General features: G+C 52.3%; 14 protein-coding genes. 9 read left to right on the plus strand and 5 right to left on the minus strand.

All coding sequences use genetic code 11. The features are described from left to right. Positions 1 to 70 precede the first annotated feature (70 nt). Together B4C79_RS15715 and B4C79_RS15720 are read right to left on the minus strand one after the other, a co-directional pair. The gene (locus B4C79_RS15715) at positions 71 to 886 is read right to left on the minus strand and encodes a mechanosensitive ion channel family protein (protein ID WP_171098185.1); all 816 of its coding nucleotides are present in this window, start codon (positions 884 to 886) and stop codon (positions 71 to 73) included. A gap of 4 nt (positions 887 to 890) precedes the next feature. Then, positions 891 to 3941, minus strand: coding sequence for a parallel beta-helix domain-containing protein (locus tag B4C79_RS15720; RefSeq protein WP_291751861.1), 3051 nt, complete (start codon positions 3939 to 3941; stop codon positions 891 to 893). A 182-nt stretch (positions 3942 to 4123) separates the two neighbouring features. On the opposite strand from B4C79_RS15720, the gene B4C79_RS15725 reads away from it, so the two are divergent. Further along, positions 4124 to 4471 (plus strand): c-type cytochrome, encoded by a 348-nt coding sequence (locus B4C79_RS15725; protein WP_291741387.1) that lies wholly within the window; start codon positions 4124 to 4126, stop codon positions 4469 to 4471. A 10-nt stretch (positions 4472 to 4481) separates the two neighbouring features. Then, positions 4482 to 5756 carry an NAD(P)/FAD-dependent oxidoreductase gene (locus B4C79_RS15730; RefSeq protein WP_168426921.1) on the plus strand — a complete coding sequence of 425 codons (1275 nt, stop codon included), beginning with the start codon at positions 4482 to 4484 and terminating at the stop codon, positions 5754 to 5756. Between the two features lie 18 nt (positions 5757 to 5774). On the opposite strand, the gene B4C79_RS15735 is transcribed toward B4C79_RS15730, so the two are convergent. Then, on the minus strand, positions 5775 to 6395 hold the full coding sequence (locus B4C79_RS15735; RefSeq protein ID WP_171098181.1) for a DUF2799 domain-containing protein: 621 nt from the start codon (positions 6393 to 6395) through the stop codon (positions 5775 to 5777). 249 nt (positions 6396 to 6644) lie between these two features. Between B4C79_RS15735 and B4C79_RS15740 the strand changes: the two genes are divergently transcribed. Next, a complete protein-coding gene (locus B4C79_RS15740; RefSeq protein WP_171098179.1) occupies positions 6645 to 7415 on the plus strand; it encodes an esterase/lipase family protein in 771 nt (256 codons plus the stop codon). A 13-nt stretch (positions 7416 to 7428) separates the two neighbouring features. Here B4C79_RS15740 and B4C79_RS15745 read toward each other — a convergent pair whose 3' ends face one another. Both B4C79_RS15745 and B4C79_RS15750 read right to left on the minus strand, forming a co-directional pair. Continuing rightward, positions 7429 to 7803, minus strand: coding sequence for a 5-carboxymethyl-2-hydroxymuconate Delta-isomerase (locus B4C79_RS15745; protein WP_105028548.1), 375 nt, complete (start codon positions 7801 to 7803; stop codon positions 7429 to 7431). 199 nt (positions 7804 to 8002) lie between these two features. After that, positions 8003 to 8917, minus strand: coding sequence for an alpha/beta fold hydrolase (locus B4C79_RS15750; protein WP_371815436.1), 915 nt, complete (start codon positions 8915 to 8917; stop codon positions 8003 to 8005). A 164-nt stretch (positions 8918 to 9081) separates the two neighbouring features. On the opposite strand from B4C79_RS15750, the gene B4C79_RS15755 reads away from it, so the two are divergent. From B4C79_RS15755 to B4C79_RS15780, 6 genes are all read left to right on the plus strand, one after another. After that, on the plus strand, positions 9082 to 9294 hold the full coding sequence (locus B4C79_RS15755) for a hypothetical protein (RefSeq protein WP_008253293.1): 213 nt from the start codon (positions 9082 to 9084) through the stop codon (positions 9292 to 9294). Positions 9295 to 9297: 3 nt separating this feature from the next. Beyond that, positions 9298 to 10077 (plus strand): hypothetical protein, encoded by a 780-nt coding sequence (locus B4C79_RS15760; protein ID WP_291741380.1) that lies wholly within the window; start codon positions 9298 to 9300, stop codon positions 10075 to 10077. 111 nt (positions 10078 to 10188) lie between these two features. Next, complete coding sequence (locus B4C79_RS15765) at positions 10189 to 12621, plus strand: ATP-binding protein (RefSeq protein WP_291741378.1); 2433 nt, start codon at positions 10189 to 10191, stop codon at positions 12619 to 12621. A gap of 10 nt (positions 12622 to 12631) precedes the next feature. Continuing rightward, on the plus strand, positions 12632 to 14380 hold the full coding sequence (locus B4C79_RS15770) for a CHASE domain-containing protein (RefSeq protein ID WP_291741376.1): 1749 nt from the start codon (positions 12632 to 12634) through the stop codon (positions 14378 to 14380). A 168-nt stretch (positions 14381 to 14548) separates the two neighbouring features. Then, positions 14549 to 14773, plus strand: coding sequence for a hypothetical protein (locus B4C79_RS15775; RefSeq protein WP_105028541.1), 225 nt, complete (start codon positions 14549 to 14551; stop codon positions 14771 to 14773). Between the two features lie 191 nt (positions 14774 to 14964). Then, the gene (locus tag B4C79_RS15780) at positions 14965 to 16383 is read left to right on the plus strand and encodes a UDP-glucose dehydrogenase family protein (protein WP_291741374.1); all 1419 of its coding nucleotides are present in this window, start codon (positions 14965 to 14967) and stop codon (positions 16381 to 16383) included. Positions 16384 to 16436: the final 53 nt, after the last annotated feature.

Here is a 16436-nt window from a genome sequence, read left to right on the forward strand (position 1 = left end):
CGTTGTATTTCATTGTCTTGCCCAATAGACCAACCACCACGGCAAGAGGTTCCCGAATCAAAACAAGCACCTAAACAGGACCAAACTCCCGCCAAAAGCCCTTGTAAATTGCCTGCTCCGCATCGCCACGCTTTTCAAGCGGGCAAGCCAGGCGAATAATCATTTTGTGTGCAAGTTCATTGTAGGCCTGCCAAAACACCTCGGGTTTTGCGCTGGGCAAATCAACAAATTCCGAAACCTCTATGCGGTCGAAATACTGGTCGGCCTCTTCCACCCAACTGGCTGAAACCGTGTTGGCCACCTGCAAGGCAACTTGCTCGGCCCTGGCAGTGTCGGCCTTGAAAGGCAAAATGATTTCAATGGTGTACAAGCTGAATTTGCCCAGCATGGACAAATGTTTGATGGTTTGGGTGAGCACCATCGCATTGGGCACCGCAAGCCGTCGCCCGGTGTATTTGCCAGACATACCAATTTCAAACAGCTTGGTGCTGAGCAAATCAATGTCGATTACCCGGCCATTTTGTGTGCCTATTTCAATGTAGTCGCCAATTCGAAATGGCTTGGACAGTGAAATATTCACATAACCCAACAGGCTGAGCACCACTTCCTTGCCAGTAATAATCAAGGCGCCAGCAATGGCCACCACGCTGAGAAACGCACCGGTAATTTGCGAAGCCCACACCGAAATCAAGAGGAAAAATACAGCCATGCGCACCAGGTTTTTCAGAAAAACCAGTTGCGAACGTGCCTTTTCAGGGTGATAGGGGTGAAGTTTGCGAAGCGACCAGGACAGCGCCCGGTTCACGAAAAAACCGCTGGCCATCAACCCGAAGGTGATGGCCAGTTTGAACAAGAACAAAGCGGTGGGGTCTTTGAGTAATTCCATCCCGCTATGGTAACAGGGGAAGGCCTCCAATCAAGGGCAAACCACCGCCCGAGGTGTTGCCCTCTTGGCAGGCATCGGCGTTCTCGTAGCTTGAATCAATCACCTGATCAATCCACTGGTTGATCAAGGCCACACCCTCGGTGTGCACCACACTGCGCGCCAAAGGCGGCATTTTCGCGGCCAGCTCAACAGCCTCTGGACCCATGCGGTACGGCACAATGGAGTCGCTCGACATGGCTGGGTGAATATCGTAAGTGCGTGTACCCCGCCCTTCCGAACCGCTGGCAGTTGGCTTTTTGCAAATGCCATAGGTGCTGTCCACGGCCCGGAATACATCCACATAAAAGCCGGTATTCGAGGCCTGCCCGTTCACGTTGTGGCAGTGCGCGCAGTTCACCTCAAGATAGGCTCGGGCACGGGCTTCAATATCGCCTTTTGAATTGGCGGGCATGCCCGAATCACCAGGGTTATTGAACTTTGGAATGTGGTTCACATTGGTGGCCACCTGCCGCTGATCCAGATTAAAACTGCTGGGGCAGCCATTCATCAAGCCGGTTTCACACATGAACTTCAACTGGTTTTTGCCATTAACCGGGTGCTGGGCCTGCCCTGTGAACATGGGCGACTCGTTCACATAGGCGCGGTTCAAATTGCGTGGTTTCGGACCAATGGGTGCCGAGCCCGGGTCTACATCGTTGTTGCTGTGGCAAATGGCACACTGGCTTGCATTGGGGAACATGTAGGCATTGGTGCTACCGGTTTGTCGCCTGCCAGAGTCGACGTCCACATAATCCCAGCTTGCCGCGGCGCTGCCCCCAAACTGGGTCAGCACAGCCTTTCGTTTGCCATTGCCCGCATCTTGCCAAATGTACTCCAGCGCTTCCCAGTAGTTCTGGCCATCGGTGCGTTGGCGTTTGATCAGCAAACGTGTTTCATACGGCGTTTCTTTTGCACGTGGTTGATCCACGAACGAGAAGGTTTTTGCAATGATGGTGCCCACCGGAAATTCAATGGTGGAATTCACGCGGCTTTCCTCATCCTCCAGGAATCGGGCCTGCTTGCCCTCCGGAATGAACATCACCCTGTGCTTGATTGAATAATCACTGAACAGTTTGCTGTTCAGGACATACGGCATGCCCTGCCCGTTGGGTCTGCTGGCAGGGTCCTGGTCATTTGCAAACAGGTTGTACTGCGCCAGGTCGGGGCAGTTCACCTGGGCTGCGGCTTCATTCACCACACCGGCTTTCAGGGGCACTTCACACAAGGCCTTAACTGCTTCGGCCGTGGGTTCGGGCGCAAACTGGCCACTGGGCACAAAAGGCTCGAATTCAAAATCGGGCAAGCGTGGCAGATCGGCGCCAAAACGGGCCATGCAATCGTGTTTGCTTACATCGAATTCGCTGGGCAACAGCGGAATACCGGTGGCAATCGACTGAATGTATTCAAGCGACAAATTGGCAGTGGGGTCGCTGGTGTTCAGGTTGATCACTGCGTCCAGGCCACGGGTGCCATGGAAATTCGAAAAGGCTAGGCTGTCTGACCCAAAATTGTTGTTGGGGTTGATACAACTGAACCACCAGGCTGGCACTTTGCGCTGCCCATTGGTCTCGAACTTGTACTTGTTGTAACGGCAGCTTGGGTTGGGGTTTTGGTTGCCCTGAATTGGCTTGCCATCGGCATCCACAGCCACATTGTTGCCATTGCGATCTTTGGGCAGGTCGCAGCTGCTGTTCAACGAGTCGGTGTAACCGTCCCACACAATGTGGGCACCACGGTAACCACCACCGCCCAGCGCATTTTTCAAACCCACCACCAGCGGAAAGGCACTGCTGATCTGCCCGCCTTGCGTGGCAATAATGCTGGCGAAATCGGGCTGCGGCAAATCATTGCCGTTGTTCTTGAAGGTGTTGTCGAAAATATTCACTGCTTCGGAATACACATCCATGCGGCGGTCACCGTTCTCACCCAGCAGATCGTAACTGGTCAAAATAATGCCGGCGGTGCCGTTGTTCTCGAATACGTTGTCGTAAATATCGATCTTGTCGTAAGCCAGGGTAATCAGGCCTGAACCGCGCGGCACGTTGGCCACAATCGAACCTGGCACCGCAAAGTTGTAAGTGTTGTTGTTGCGTGAAATGTTGTTGTACACCCTTGAGCGCGAGCCATATTGGGTAAGGTTGTCCAGGTCGTACACCAGGAAACCACCGGAATTGCACTCAGCCAGGTTTTCGGAATATTCGCCGTCCTGAACGTTCTCAATCTCGAATCCGAACACATTGAATGCAGCGCGGCTTTTGCGAATTTTCGCAATATTGGTTTGGCCCACATAAATACCGGCATCGGATGCGCCAATACTTTCAGTTTCCTCGACCAGAATATTGCGGCTTTCAACTGGGTAAATGCCATAACGCCCTGAAGCCGTGCTCACCGTGTAGTCGGGAGAGGTGTTGTCAGTTTCCAAGGGGTTGGGGTTGGCTGGGTTGTGGCGTGCTGGGTCGGTACAGGCCACTTTGATTTCATCGCGGAAGTTGGCCGCAGTAATGGGGCGTTCTTCAGGCAGCTTGCGGCCGCTACTCCAAATGGCACGCACTTTCTTCAACGTACCGTGGTTCACGCCTTTCATTTTGAACGCATCGCCGGGCGAGTCACCAATCGTCAGGTTGCGCACGGTAATGCCGCGCACATTCGAGGCAAGGAAGCCTTCTTGCGAAGTGCTTTCACGAAACGACAGGAAGGTTTCATCCATGCCGCAGCCTTCAATAATCACATCCTCAGTGGTTGTAATCTGAATGCCGGTTTTCAAATCAAAAAAGCCGCAATCAAACCTCAGAATGTCTTTGGGCTTGAGTTGCACCATGGCCTTGACCATTTCTTCCGTGGCATTGGGGCCTGGCTGAATCAAAAATACCCGGCCAGTGGATTCCGCCGGGTTAATGACCGAACCACCGCCAGCGGTATTTGTGGGGTCGTCCCCGCCTGACGACAGACAAGCGCCAAGCACCAAAGTGGACAGGGAAAGGAGTACTGCTTGCAGTGCACGTTTGGAGTGAGCCACGTCCAACCTCGATCTTGTTATATGCATATGAGAAAAAACTGCTTGCCTGTACCTGTTACCACGCTAGAATCAAAGTGGATTGCGCTTTGTGTCGGCTAATTGACACTGCATGCGTGATGATTCATATTCGATCCGCACTACCTACAAAAGCATTCACTCATATAAGAATTGGAGGGACAGCAATGACTGATTTAAAACAAGGCGCCGCACGCCTGCTGACAAGCATGGCACTGGCTGGCAGCAGCCTGCTGTTGGGCACTGGTGCCATCGCCAGCGAACTGACACCCGAGAAAAAACTGCAAGCCGCCAGCCTGGCCGCGACATGTGCGAACTGCCATGGCACCAATGGCCAAGGTGTTGAAGGAAGCGCCGTGACCGGTCTTGCCAACCTGAGTGTTGAATACATTAAAACCAATATGATCTGGTTTAAAACCGGGCAGCGCCCCGCCACCGTGATGCATCAACTTGCCAAGGGTTACACCGACGAGCAAATCGACATCATCGCCAACTACCTCGGCAAAAAAGACTAAGGAGCGCACCATGCAAAGACGACAATTTTTACAAACCAGCGCATTGGCCACGGCCTTGTTGGGCGGCATGCCTCTGTCAGCCACAGCAAAAAGCGCCAAAGGCAAAGTGGTGGTGATTGGTGGCGGTTACGGTGGTGCCACGGCGGCCAAATACCTTCGCATGCTTTCCGGCAACCAGCTCGATGTCACCTTGGTTGAACCCAATTCAACTTTCGTTTCCTGCCCCATGAGTAATCTGGTGGTGGGTGGCATTCGGAAGATCAACGAAATCAGCACCCCCTACACTGGCCTTACCCGCAACCACGGCGTGAAAATGGTGAAGGATTATGTCACCGCCATTGACGTTGAAAAACGCACTGTAAAACTGAAAAACGGCAAAACCCTGCCCTACGACAAACTGGTGTTGTCACCGGGCATTGATTTGCAACTGGACAAAATTGAAGGCCTTGCAGCAGCCAACGCCAGTGGCCAAATTTTGCAGGCCTGGAAAGCCGGCCCTGAAACCGTGGGTTTGCGCAAACAACTCGAAGCCATGCCCGATGGCGGCACTTATATTTTGAATGTGCCGCTGGCCCCCTACCGCTGCCCACCCGGGCCATACGAGCGCGCCAGCATGGTGGCCAACTACTTCAAACAGTACAAGCCAAAATCCAAAGTGCTGTTGCTGGATGCGAATGCCGACGTAACCTCGAAAGGCAAGTTGTTCAAGGGCGTGTGGGAAAGCGAGTACAAAGGTATTCTTGAATATCGCCCCAACATGAAGGTCACCGGCGTGGATGGCGCAACAAAAACAGTGCGTTTCGAATTTGAAGAACCTATCAAAGGCGATGTACTAAACATTTTGCCCGACCAACGCGCTGGCAAACTGGCAGTCGATTCCGGCATTGCCAACCTGAACAACCGTTGGGCCGAGGTCAACTACATGACATTCGAATCCACTGTTGCGCCCAATGTGCATGTGATCGGCGACTCGGTACAAGGCGCGCCCCTGATGCCCAAAAGTGGCCACATGGCCAACAGCCAGGCGAAAGTGGTTGCGGCAGCCATTGTGGCGCAAATGAGTGGCTGGGAACCCAATGCCACCCCCTTGACCAACAACACCTGCTACAGCTACGTGACCACCAGCAACGTGATTCATGTGGCCAGCGTGCATGTGTACAACGCCGAGAAGAAAACCTTCCTGACTGTTGAGGGTTCGGGCGGTGTGTCCGCAGCCCCCAATGAACTGGAAGGTACTTATGCCTGGAATTGGGCCCAGAATATTTGGGCAGACACACTGGTTTAAAAGTAACAGCGCAATAAACTAGCGCTGCTGAAAACTGGCCCGCATCTGGTTGATTTTGGTATCCAGACTGCGGGCTTTCTGTTCCAGTTCCCCGGTTTCCCGAAACAAATCTGCCGCAGTGCGCTGAAGCGCCGAAACAGTTTTTTCCGCCTTGCTTCGCTCACTCGACGACAAAGCCTTGTTGTCTGCCCTGCTCCGGTTCTGTGTAATTTGCTCCGTCAGGGCCTTGGATTGCTCGCGCTTGTCCTGTAGCTGGCGCTCTACCTCATTGCGCTCCCGCTGCACGTTGTAAACAGCCTGGCCCTCCTTGTAACCCACACGAACCCTTGGATAAGTTTTCTCATTGCACTGGTCCGGGTAAGCCGCCCCCTTGGAACCCAGATCAAAACCCGTGTTCACCGTGCAATAGTTCTTCAAGCCCTGCTCGAAACCCTTGTTGTACTCCTCCAGGTTCACCGTTACCTTGGCCTCGGCACAGGCCGCACGGTGTTCTGCCACCCGGGCCTGGGTATAACCTTGCGATGCATCAGTAAAACCAATCTCGCGCCAATTGGCCACCAGGCATTCTTCCTTGCTCAGGGTGGCACACCCGCTGACGCCAAGAAGTATCAGCACCGCCGACAACAATCTCCCACTCATTGCTCACCTCGTCTTGTTTTTTTTCATGACAAATCTATACCACGCCCAACAAACAGCCGTCTGTAGTCTGAGTGGACTAAGTTGATACAAGGGACAGGGCGGTATGTTTATTGCATTCAACATTTCTGCAACAAGTGCTCAATAGCGATACTTTTCTGCCGTTAATTCAATTGTAGTGAATGCGCATACAAGCGTAATTTAAACAAAATGAGCCAGCACACCTTAAAGCAATTCAAAAGGGGACATTAAATGGCCGCTCAAACACCTGTATCCAGCCATCCCAAATTGGGCGTGGCCGATGTTGCCAAACTTGCCGCCCGTGAAGGTTATTTGTTTGGTTTGAGTTTTCTATTCCGCCAGCGCGTGGCGCAATTCGTGCCGGAATTCAGCCCAAACTTCCACAATCGTCAACTGCCCATCGTGTTCATGGTGCCGGGCTATATGGAAAAACCAGGCTGTTTTGCCACCCTGTATGAGGAACTGCTTTGGAGCGGCGTGCGTGTGGCCTTGTATCAGCCGCGCTACGTACTGGCCTCGGTACACGAGATGGCTCGAGATTTTGGGCACTACATGGACACAGTTCTGGAACAAGCCGAATGCGAAGGGGCCAACACCTACCTGCTGGGGCATTCCATGGGTGGGCTGATCGTGCGCAAAGCCATGAGCACCCGTTGGCACAGCCACACCCAGGTGCAACACCTGTTCACACTGGCTTCGCCCAACAATGGCACGCGCATGGCTCACTTGGGCGTGGGCGACTGCGCTGTTGACATGCTGCCCAACAGCGACTTCTTGAACGAATTGAATGTGGAAGACGACGCTCACCGGCAAAAAATGAGCAGCGTAATCGCGATTCCGGATGCACTGATTTTGCATCACCGATTTGCCCATTTGGAAGGTGCGGCCAATCACGTGATTGACCGCACGGGCCACATGGCTTTGCTGGATGAACCAAGATTGATTGAACTGTTGAAACGAAAAATGCAGGGGCAAAACCCGCATCAATTGTTGGGTGCCTGATTCGCCAGGGCGATCAGCTGCGCTTGCTGACCGATTTGAAATACAACTCGGACTGCATTTCACGCACATGCACACTGATTTGGGTTTGTGGGCCGTCTGTTTGAAGGCATGTTCTTTCAAGTACCTTGAGCAACACCTGCCCCAAGTGTTCCTGCACGGTGAATTCTCGACCACTGAGTAACTCGACCGTGGCTGCAACAAAAGCATGGTCACCGCTTTCAGCCGCAGCCACACCCATGCGGTAAGAACGCAAACCGTGAATTCGGGTCTTGATGTCGGCATCCATGAAAATACCTAGCCCCATCAAGGCTTTATTCACTTGGAGCAGCACCCAGGACTCATCCAGACTGTGCAAGTTGTCACTGTATTCAATCGTAATGTGGGGCATGTAGAAAGCCTGTGTATGTGACAAAACCGTGAAAGTTCATGGTTTTGTCTAGTATAAATTACCTACAAAACTGCTTGTCGTTCCAAAACCTTAACGCGACAATGTTCACATTGAGCGCTGTAACAGTGTTCAACCTCATGTCTCCTCTTCTCCGCAAGCGAGAAAGGTTAAGCCGACTTCTCAGGAAGTCGGCTTTTTTTTATCCTGCGTTTGTACTTTGGGCAATGTGAAACTCAATCAAACCGGCCAACACCTCAGGCTGGTCGTGATGAACCATGTGCCCGGCGTTGTCGACAAGCACGTGCTTCCAATTGGGTACGCAGTTAAAACGGGTACGAAACGCATCAAAATCAACAGGTTCACCGGCGCGGCTTAGCCACATGCCTGCCTCGGTCTGTTTGGCTTCCACATGCAACACCGGAGCCGCAATATTGCTCCAACAGGCTTGCGCCTCGGCCAACCTGTAACCAATCGGGTTCATGATTTTGTGCGCAGCATCGCCCAACAAGCTGTAGCCTTCGTTGTCCAACTTGCTCCAGAACTGCGCCAGGTACATGGCCTTTTCGTCGCTTAGCCTGTGGTTGGTTTTCTGCAAACGCTTGGCCACAGCTTCCAGGCTGTTGTAAGTGCGCAGTTCTTTGGGTGTTTTAATTTCATCGAGCCAATTGGAATAGCGCTTGGGTGCTTTCTCAGGCGGCGAATCGAGCATGCCAAAACCTTCCAGATTCACCACACTGCGAATGCGGTGTGGCCGCACACCGGCGTACATCATGGCGATGTTGCCACCCATGCTGTGGCCCACCAGGTTCGCGGGCTGCGTGGGCGAGAAGTGATCCAGCAAGGCATCCAGGTCGGCCAGGTAATCTGGAAACCAATAAGAGCGAATGCCGGGCGAACCATCGGCCACAGGCCAGTCGCTCAAACCAAAGCCCCGCCAGTCGGGGGCCACCACCCGATAATCCTGTTTCAGGGCATCCACCACAAACTGATAACTGGCGCCTACATCCATCCAGCCATGCACCATGACCAGCAAGGGCGCATCTTCAGGGCCCCAGCAATGCAAATGGGTGCGCAAACCGCGCAAGTCGACGAAACTGGATTCATGCTGTTTCAAAGGCTGGTAAATATTCACTGCTGGCTCACTTTGTTGTTTGTCAAAGTGTATGCGATCTACCCCAGTGCTGAATTTGACTCAGCCCTCTAAACGGGAAAGAAAAACTGTCGAATTCAATATTTCAACTTATCATTCATCAAAACTTAACAAAACCGGAGACCTGCATGCCCAAACTGGACGCCGCATTGATCGACGCATTGGGAGAACCCATGCCAGAACTGGAACAGCTCAGCGCTGCCAACCAAAAGAAGCTGGCCGCGGACCTGGCTGCCGCCCACCAAGCCCACGATGCTTTCTTAAAACAAAGCATGGACAACGCGCTGGAACACATTCCCCGCTTGTTGCGCGGCACCGTCAAAAAAATTCTGGGACTGTAAACCATGGACAGAAACACTGAACTGCGCCGCCTGGCGCAAGCACTGCACAAGTCTGCCGACGACCTGGCGTATCTGGACAAGCTCGACGCAGTGGCTTTGCAAAAACTACGCACCAATTTTCAAAACAGCCTGCTGAACAAGTTCGGCCCCGTGTTTGAACGCATTGCCGGTGCGGGCAAACTGGCACCCGACTCCATCAGTGCAACGCTGTGCACCAAGGTATTTGGCCCGGCCATTACGGCCAATATGTCGTACTTCACCCCCATGAGCAAAGCAGTCAGCTTGTGCAAACTGTTTGATGCCGACTTCATGGCCGAAGTGGCCCGCGAGCAAATTCCCGAACGTGCCGTCGACATGCTGGCAGAATTGCCCGTGGAGCAATTGAAGAAAGTAACCGCCAAACTGGTTGAACATGGCGACTTTCACGTACTGGGCGGGTTTACAGACTATATTCCCGAGAAAAAAGCCATCGAGATCATGGAAGTGATCAAAGACCCGGCTGCCAATCTGCACATTTCGTTTTATGCGCAACGCAAAGACCGCATTGCCAAGCTGGCGAACATGCTGAATGACCAGAAGCTGGTTGAACTGATTGCTGCAGCATTTGCAGACGAAAACCTGATGGTTGAGGTGGGCTTGATTACCGCCGAGATGGACGACAAGGCGCAGGTGCGCATGGCCAAACTGACTGACAAGGTGAACAAAACGTATCGGGGAATAGCCAAAGCCAAGGCAGAAGGCTTGGGATACGCAGACCGAATGAAGGCCTACTTCGCGGCGTGAAACCCAAAACCTATAACAATTGTAAACGAGGTGATTAAACCGCTGTAATCAGTTGATCACTGACTGCATGGCAAGACTACTCTGGGCCCAAACCTATTAGTCTTGCCCACCATGCCCTTTTCGAAAAATTTTGCCAGCCACAGCAACAAGCAATCCTCCTTGGGCTTGCTTCCTTGGCTGATTGGCGTGGCTCTCTGCGCTTGCGTACTCAGCCTGGTCCTGTTTAATTCCATTCAGGAACAAAGTGAGGCCCAACGCGTCAAGGCGGAGGTGCGCTACTCGCTGGACCACCACGCCAACAAGCTCGACAAGATTGTGGGCAAAGCCAGCGCCAATCTGCATTCAATCGAAGTGTTTGTGCGGCAAACCCCAGAGTTAAATCAAGCCAGTTTCGAGCAGTTTTCCTCGCTGTTGTCAGTCGAAAACCCGGCCATTCGCAGTCTGCAATACGCACCGAAAGGAATTCTTACATTCCTGACCAACCCTGCTTTGAACCAAAGTGCAATTGGCCTGAATCTTTACAAAGCCCCACTGACCGCGCCGTATCTTGAAGAGGCCGCATTAACAGGCAAAACCATCATGGAAGGACCGCGCGAACTGGTTCAAGGTGGTCATGCACTGATTCTTCGATACCCTGTTTACCGCCAACGCAACCCCGACAGCAATCGCGACTTGATGGGTTTTGCCGCAGTATTAATCGATTTTGAATACGTCAAACAAAAGGTAATTGAGCCACTGGAACAACAGGGGCTGATTGTACGTATTCAACAAAAAAGCCCCATGCATGCCAACTGGGTACCCATCCACGGCAACCCCGATTCCCAATTAATCGACCCTATCTCATCGACAGTTTTTTTTCCGTATGGCGAATGGTCCATTGAGGTGGCGCCAAAACAAGGGTGGAGCCCCACGGTTGGCATTCACCCGTTTCTTGTTCTGCTTGCAGTGATCACCATGGCCATTGTGGTCTGGATGTCCTTGCACGAATACCGCTCGCGCAAAGCCATGCAGGCTGCCTATGAATCGGCAAAAACGGCCAATGAATTAAAAGACAGACTGATTGCCAATGTGTCGCATGAAATACGGACTCCGCTGACCTCGATCAACAGCATTGCAATGATGCTGGATGCGCCAACGTACTCCACCGAAGTGCAAGACTTGGGCAAGGCCATTAAACAATCCAGTGAAGCAGTCAATGTGATTGTGAATGACCTTCTGGATCTGTCCAAAATTCGGCAGGGATACTTTCGACTCAACGACAGCAATTTTAAGCTGACCACCCTGATCGACAACACGGCAAACATGCTGCAACAGCAATGGCTTCAGAAACCAGGTGTAGAGCCGATTCTTCTCGAACCACCGTCCAGCCGAACCAGTTACCTGGGTGACAGAGGCCGAATTGAACAGGTGGTGCAGAACCTGATTTCCAATGCATTCAAGTTCACGATGTTTGGCAGTGTCACGGTACGATTCCAGGTTGTGACAGAAAGCCGGGAACGGGACCAACTTGTTGTCGAAGTATCCGACACAGGTGTGGGCATTCCTCAAAGCGACATTGAACGGATATTTGATGCGTTTTACCAAGTTGATTCATCACTTCAAAAGCGCTACAACGGCGCCGGGCTAGGCCTTGCAATCTGCCGACAAATTATCGAGGTGATGGGAGGAACCATACAGGTTCGCAGCAAACCCAATCTTGGCACCCAATTTGAGTTTCGCTTGCCACTTGCACACGGAGAGCTGAAGCAAGACCAAACAGATTCTGAGAACCATGCAGCCAACCGGATGTTGCTTCACGTGGGGGACATGGCTTTGGACCCGCAACTTGCGACAACACTTGAACCAGACTGGCAAGTCCGTTTTCTCCACCGCGACATCACCAGCGAAAAAGTTTTGCCCATACACGACAATGCCCGCGTATTGCTGGACATCCCCGAGCCGCTGGGTGCAGACAAAATGAACTGGCTAAGCCAGTTTCTGGACAGACAACAACATTTGGCCCAACACATCGTGTGGCTTGGCAAAGATTTGCCAGCGATCGCCCAGAAACACAATATTCGCCAGTTGATGAAACCGTTGACACGAAAACGTTTGAGCCGTGTCTATGAAAATGAGAGGGAAGAACAAACGTCTTTTCCTGAGCGAACAGGTGCGACACCACTGCGCCTGCTGTTGGCCGAGGACAACGCCTTGAATGCCAAGGTTTTCAAGAAACTGCTGGAAAATCGGGGTGTTGCGGTGACCTGCGTTTACAACGGGGCTGACGCCCTGGCTTTGCTCACCAGCGGAAACGCACATTTTGATGCTGTGCTGATGGATCTGCAAATGCCGGTCATGGACGGCCTGGAAGCAACACGACTGATCCGCCGGCATGAGGAACTGCAAGGGTTGCTGGTCTACGCGGTTTCAGGCCATGTCAGCAGCAGTATGAGAAACGAATGCCTCAACATTGGTTTCACCAATTTCATCACCAAGCCATTTGATCCGGACATGTTGATCGACGACATTCACGCCCGATTGAAAGAATCAGGCCGATCACATTGAGATGCAAAACATGAAACAATTTTCCGGGAACTGGGTTTACGCGGTTGTGGTGTGTGTGCTCGGCGCAGGCCTTAGCACTGCAATCGGCATTACCCTGCAAAACAATGCCCTTGAAAACCAGCGTATTGCTTTTGAACACTTGCTGGACAGGCGAACGGACGAACTTCAGCGAACCGTGAATGAATACAAGCTGAGCCTTTTGAACACCGCCACATTCATCACCGCCTTTGGCCAGGAAGAATTGACGCCATCGCGATTTAGCGACTACGTCACTGGCCTGAAACTAAAGCAAAACTTTCCAGGCGCACTTGGTCTGGGATTTGCCCGGAAAGTACCCCTTAAAGAGGAGCCCGCATTTCTTCGGGAAATGCAGGCAAAAGGACTGCAAGATTTTCAGATCCGGTTTATCAGCCCTTCTTCGCAAGACCGTTTCGTGATGCAGTACATTGAACCAGCCAAGGAAAACTACTCGGCACAGGGTCTCGATTTGGGCTCCGAAAACATTCGTCGAGAAAACTGCCTCAGTGCCTTTTCAAGAGCCGGACTGGCCGTATCAAAGCCCATCACCATGATTCAGAACGCCGATGTTGGGCGTATGGGGTTCACGATGCTGATGCCAGTGTTCAACAAGCCCATACCATCGAGTGATCTTGGTGTGCGCTACAAGGAATTGCTGGGTTGGGTGTCTTTTCCAATTTCAATCGACCGCTTCCTGAAACCCTGGATGGCACAGGAGCCCGATTTACAAGTGCGAATTTTCGTACTCGAAGAAGCCGACAAGCCGATGCTTTTTTTCGACAATGTTGAACCAAAAAATGTCTCCCTGTTTCCACACACAGCAGTAACGCGAGATGTACAACTGGGTAACCGCAGCTGGCGGCTGGAGTACTGGCCTGTAAATCCGGCAAAAAGCAGCGGACACAATCCAGTTTACCTAGCCTGGATTTTGCTCGGTATTTCACTCAGTGTTTTTGCTGCATTCAAACTGAAAAAGGCCATGGATACTCACGACACCCTGACCTTGCATCAACACATGGTAAACAACTCATCCGAAGCCCTGATTGCCGAGGACTCTCTTGGAAGAATTCTGGTGTGGAACCGGGCTGCAGAGGAGTTATTCGGACTGGACCGGGCCAGTGTTCTGTACGATCAAGAACAAAACCTGACAGTGCCGGAAGAACTGCGCTCCTCCGAAAAACGACTCCACCAACGCGCAGCGCTGGGGGAGACACTGAAAAACATTCAAACCCTGCGAACGAATGATTCTGCGCAGCGAATTCACCTGCGCATGAATTTGTCCCCGATCTACAGCCGGGATAAAAAGTTGATTGGTTTCAGCAAGTCATTCCGCGATGAGACTGAAGCGCGCATGCTCTGGAAAGACATGCACTCACTGGAAGAGCTGATCGCACACGCACCCGATGGCGTAATTACACTGGATGAATCACGCCGGATAAAACTGGCCAACCCGGCAGCCCTGTTGTTGTTGCAGGGAATGAATGTGAAATCAACCCTGACTGGACAGAAAATTACCGATTTGCTGGCGCCCAACGTGTTGGTTGAGTTTGAACAAGAAGTACTGCACCCCCTTTACAAGAACAGAAAGGTTGAGGTGTTGTTCAACTGGCCGGTTCCCGGGCACATTGAACAAACACCGCTGCTTTTCAGGGGATTTGTTTTGAACTACCCAGACCTTGGCGAATCGGTTTGGGCATTACGTTTCGAAAAAAGCAGCAAACCGTACACACAAGTTAATTAATTTATACAATTTAAATCAATAACTTATGAATATAGAAACACAACTCTAACTTTAACTATTGATTTTAAGTGCACAACTGTACACAATACTAATCATGCAAACAGAACACAGTTTGCAGGGTTAAAGCGAAAGCCCTGATTTCGCATCCAAAGTAAAAGGGATACCAAAATGAAAAACTTTATCGACTCCGTAGTTCGCACTCCTGGCATGTTGTTCATGGCAATGTTGACCACCGGCTTCACGATCAACGCTGGTGTTCAGTACCTCAACGGCACCAACCTTGAAGGCCCGAATTTGCTGGCCGCTGGTTGCCTGGTTGTAGGTCAGCTTGCCTTGGCAGTGGTTCACCAAATGCGCCGCTTCGGTCAGGACAACAAACTGACTTTGCAATAATGAGTTTGGTGATGACGCGGCAAGGGTTTTTGCTTTAAAGCACAGCAAGCAACCCTGCCGCCCTCGCCACAATCTCGATCTCCTCGCAATTCCTCTCCCCTCGCTGTCACAATCCAGTCTTAAATCTGTCAAACGCTGGCAACACTGCCGCAACACACTGCTCGCATTGATCACTCATCAAAGCAAAGCACATGCGCGTTTCAATTATTGGTAGTGGATATGTGGGCTTGGTTACAGCCGCCTGTTTGGCCGAAGTGGGCAACAAAATTCTGTGTTGCGACATTGACGAAGCCAAAATTGCCCAACTTAAAAACGGCCAAAGTCCGATTTACGAACCCGGTCTGGATGAACTGCTGGAACGCAATATTCGCGAGCAACGCCTCGATTTCACCACCCGAATTGAAGACGCGGTGAACCATGCCGAGCTGATTTTCATTTGTGTGGGCACGCCGCCCCGCGAAGACGGCAGCGCTGACCTGCGCCATGTGCACAAAGTGGCCCAGCAAATTGCCACGCACATGAATGGCTTTAAGGTGATCATCAACAAATCGACTGTGCCTGTGGGCACTGGCGAGCGAGTGGCCGATGAAGTGCGCCGCGTGCTGGTGCAACGCAATGCCTTGCACGCCTTCACCGTGGTGTCGAACCCTGAATTCTTGAAAGAAGGCGCAGCGATTGACGATTTCCTGCGCCCTGACCGCATTGTACTGGGCACCGACAGCACCCCCGCAGGGCAACGCGCCTTGCGCATGATGAAGTCGCTGTATGCCCCCTTCCAGCGCCACCACGAACGCCTGATGTGCATGGATGTTCGCTCTGCTGAATTGACCAAATACGCCGCCAACGCCATGCTGGCCACCCGCATCAGCTTCATGAACGAACTGGCCAACCTCGCCGAGAAAATTGGTGCTGACATTGAACAGGTGCGCGCGGGCATCGGCTCGGATCCCCGCATTGGCTTCTCTTTTCTGTACGCAGGCTGCGGCTACGGAGGTTCGTGCTTCCCCAAAGACGTGCGCGCCCTGATCCAGACCGGCGAAGAAGCAGGCGAGAACCTGTCCATTTTGCGGGCTGTCAACCACAGCAACCAGCGTCAAAAACGTGTGCTGGTTGAAAAAATCATTCAGCGCTTCGGTGAAGACCTCAGCAACATGACTTTTGCCATGTGGGGGCTGGCCTTCAAGCCGGAAACCGATGACATGCGTGAGGCCAGCAGCCGCACCATCGCGGCCGAACTGGTGCTGCGTGGTGCCAAAGTTCAGGCCTTTGACCCAGTGGCCAATGAAACTGCGCGCCGCGCCATGGAAGAAGACCTGGCCGCATTCCGGCAAGACGGCCCCTTGCTGGGCGAATTCGAAATTGCGAAAACCCAGGAAGAAACCCTGTTCAATGCGGATGCCCTGATAGTGTGTACCGAGTGGCGCATGTTCAAGAGCCCAGACTTTTTAATGTTGAGCCGCACGCTTCGCCAAAAGGCGGTTTTCGACGGTAGAAACCTGTATGACCCCGCACTGCTGGCGGATTATGGCCTGATTTACGAAGGCATTGGCCGCAGGGCTGAGCCAGCGGATCAGGGTTTATCGGTAGAACAAATGCGCTTGGCGTCTTAAAATTTAACGCCTTTGCCTTTATCATTGCGCAAGAGACAGAACACACCATCATC

The organism is Limnobacter sp. UBA7229 (assembly GCF_002473065.1).
Classification (GTDB): Bacteria; Pseudomonadota; Gammaproteobacteria; order Burkholderiales; family Burkholderiaceae_B; genus Limnobacter; species Limnobacter profundi.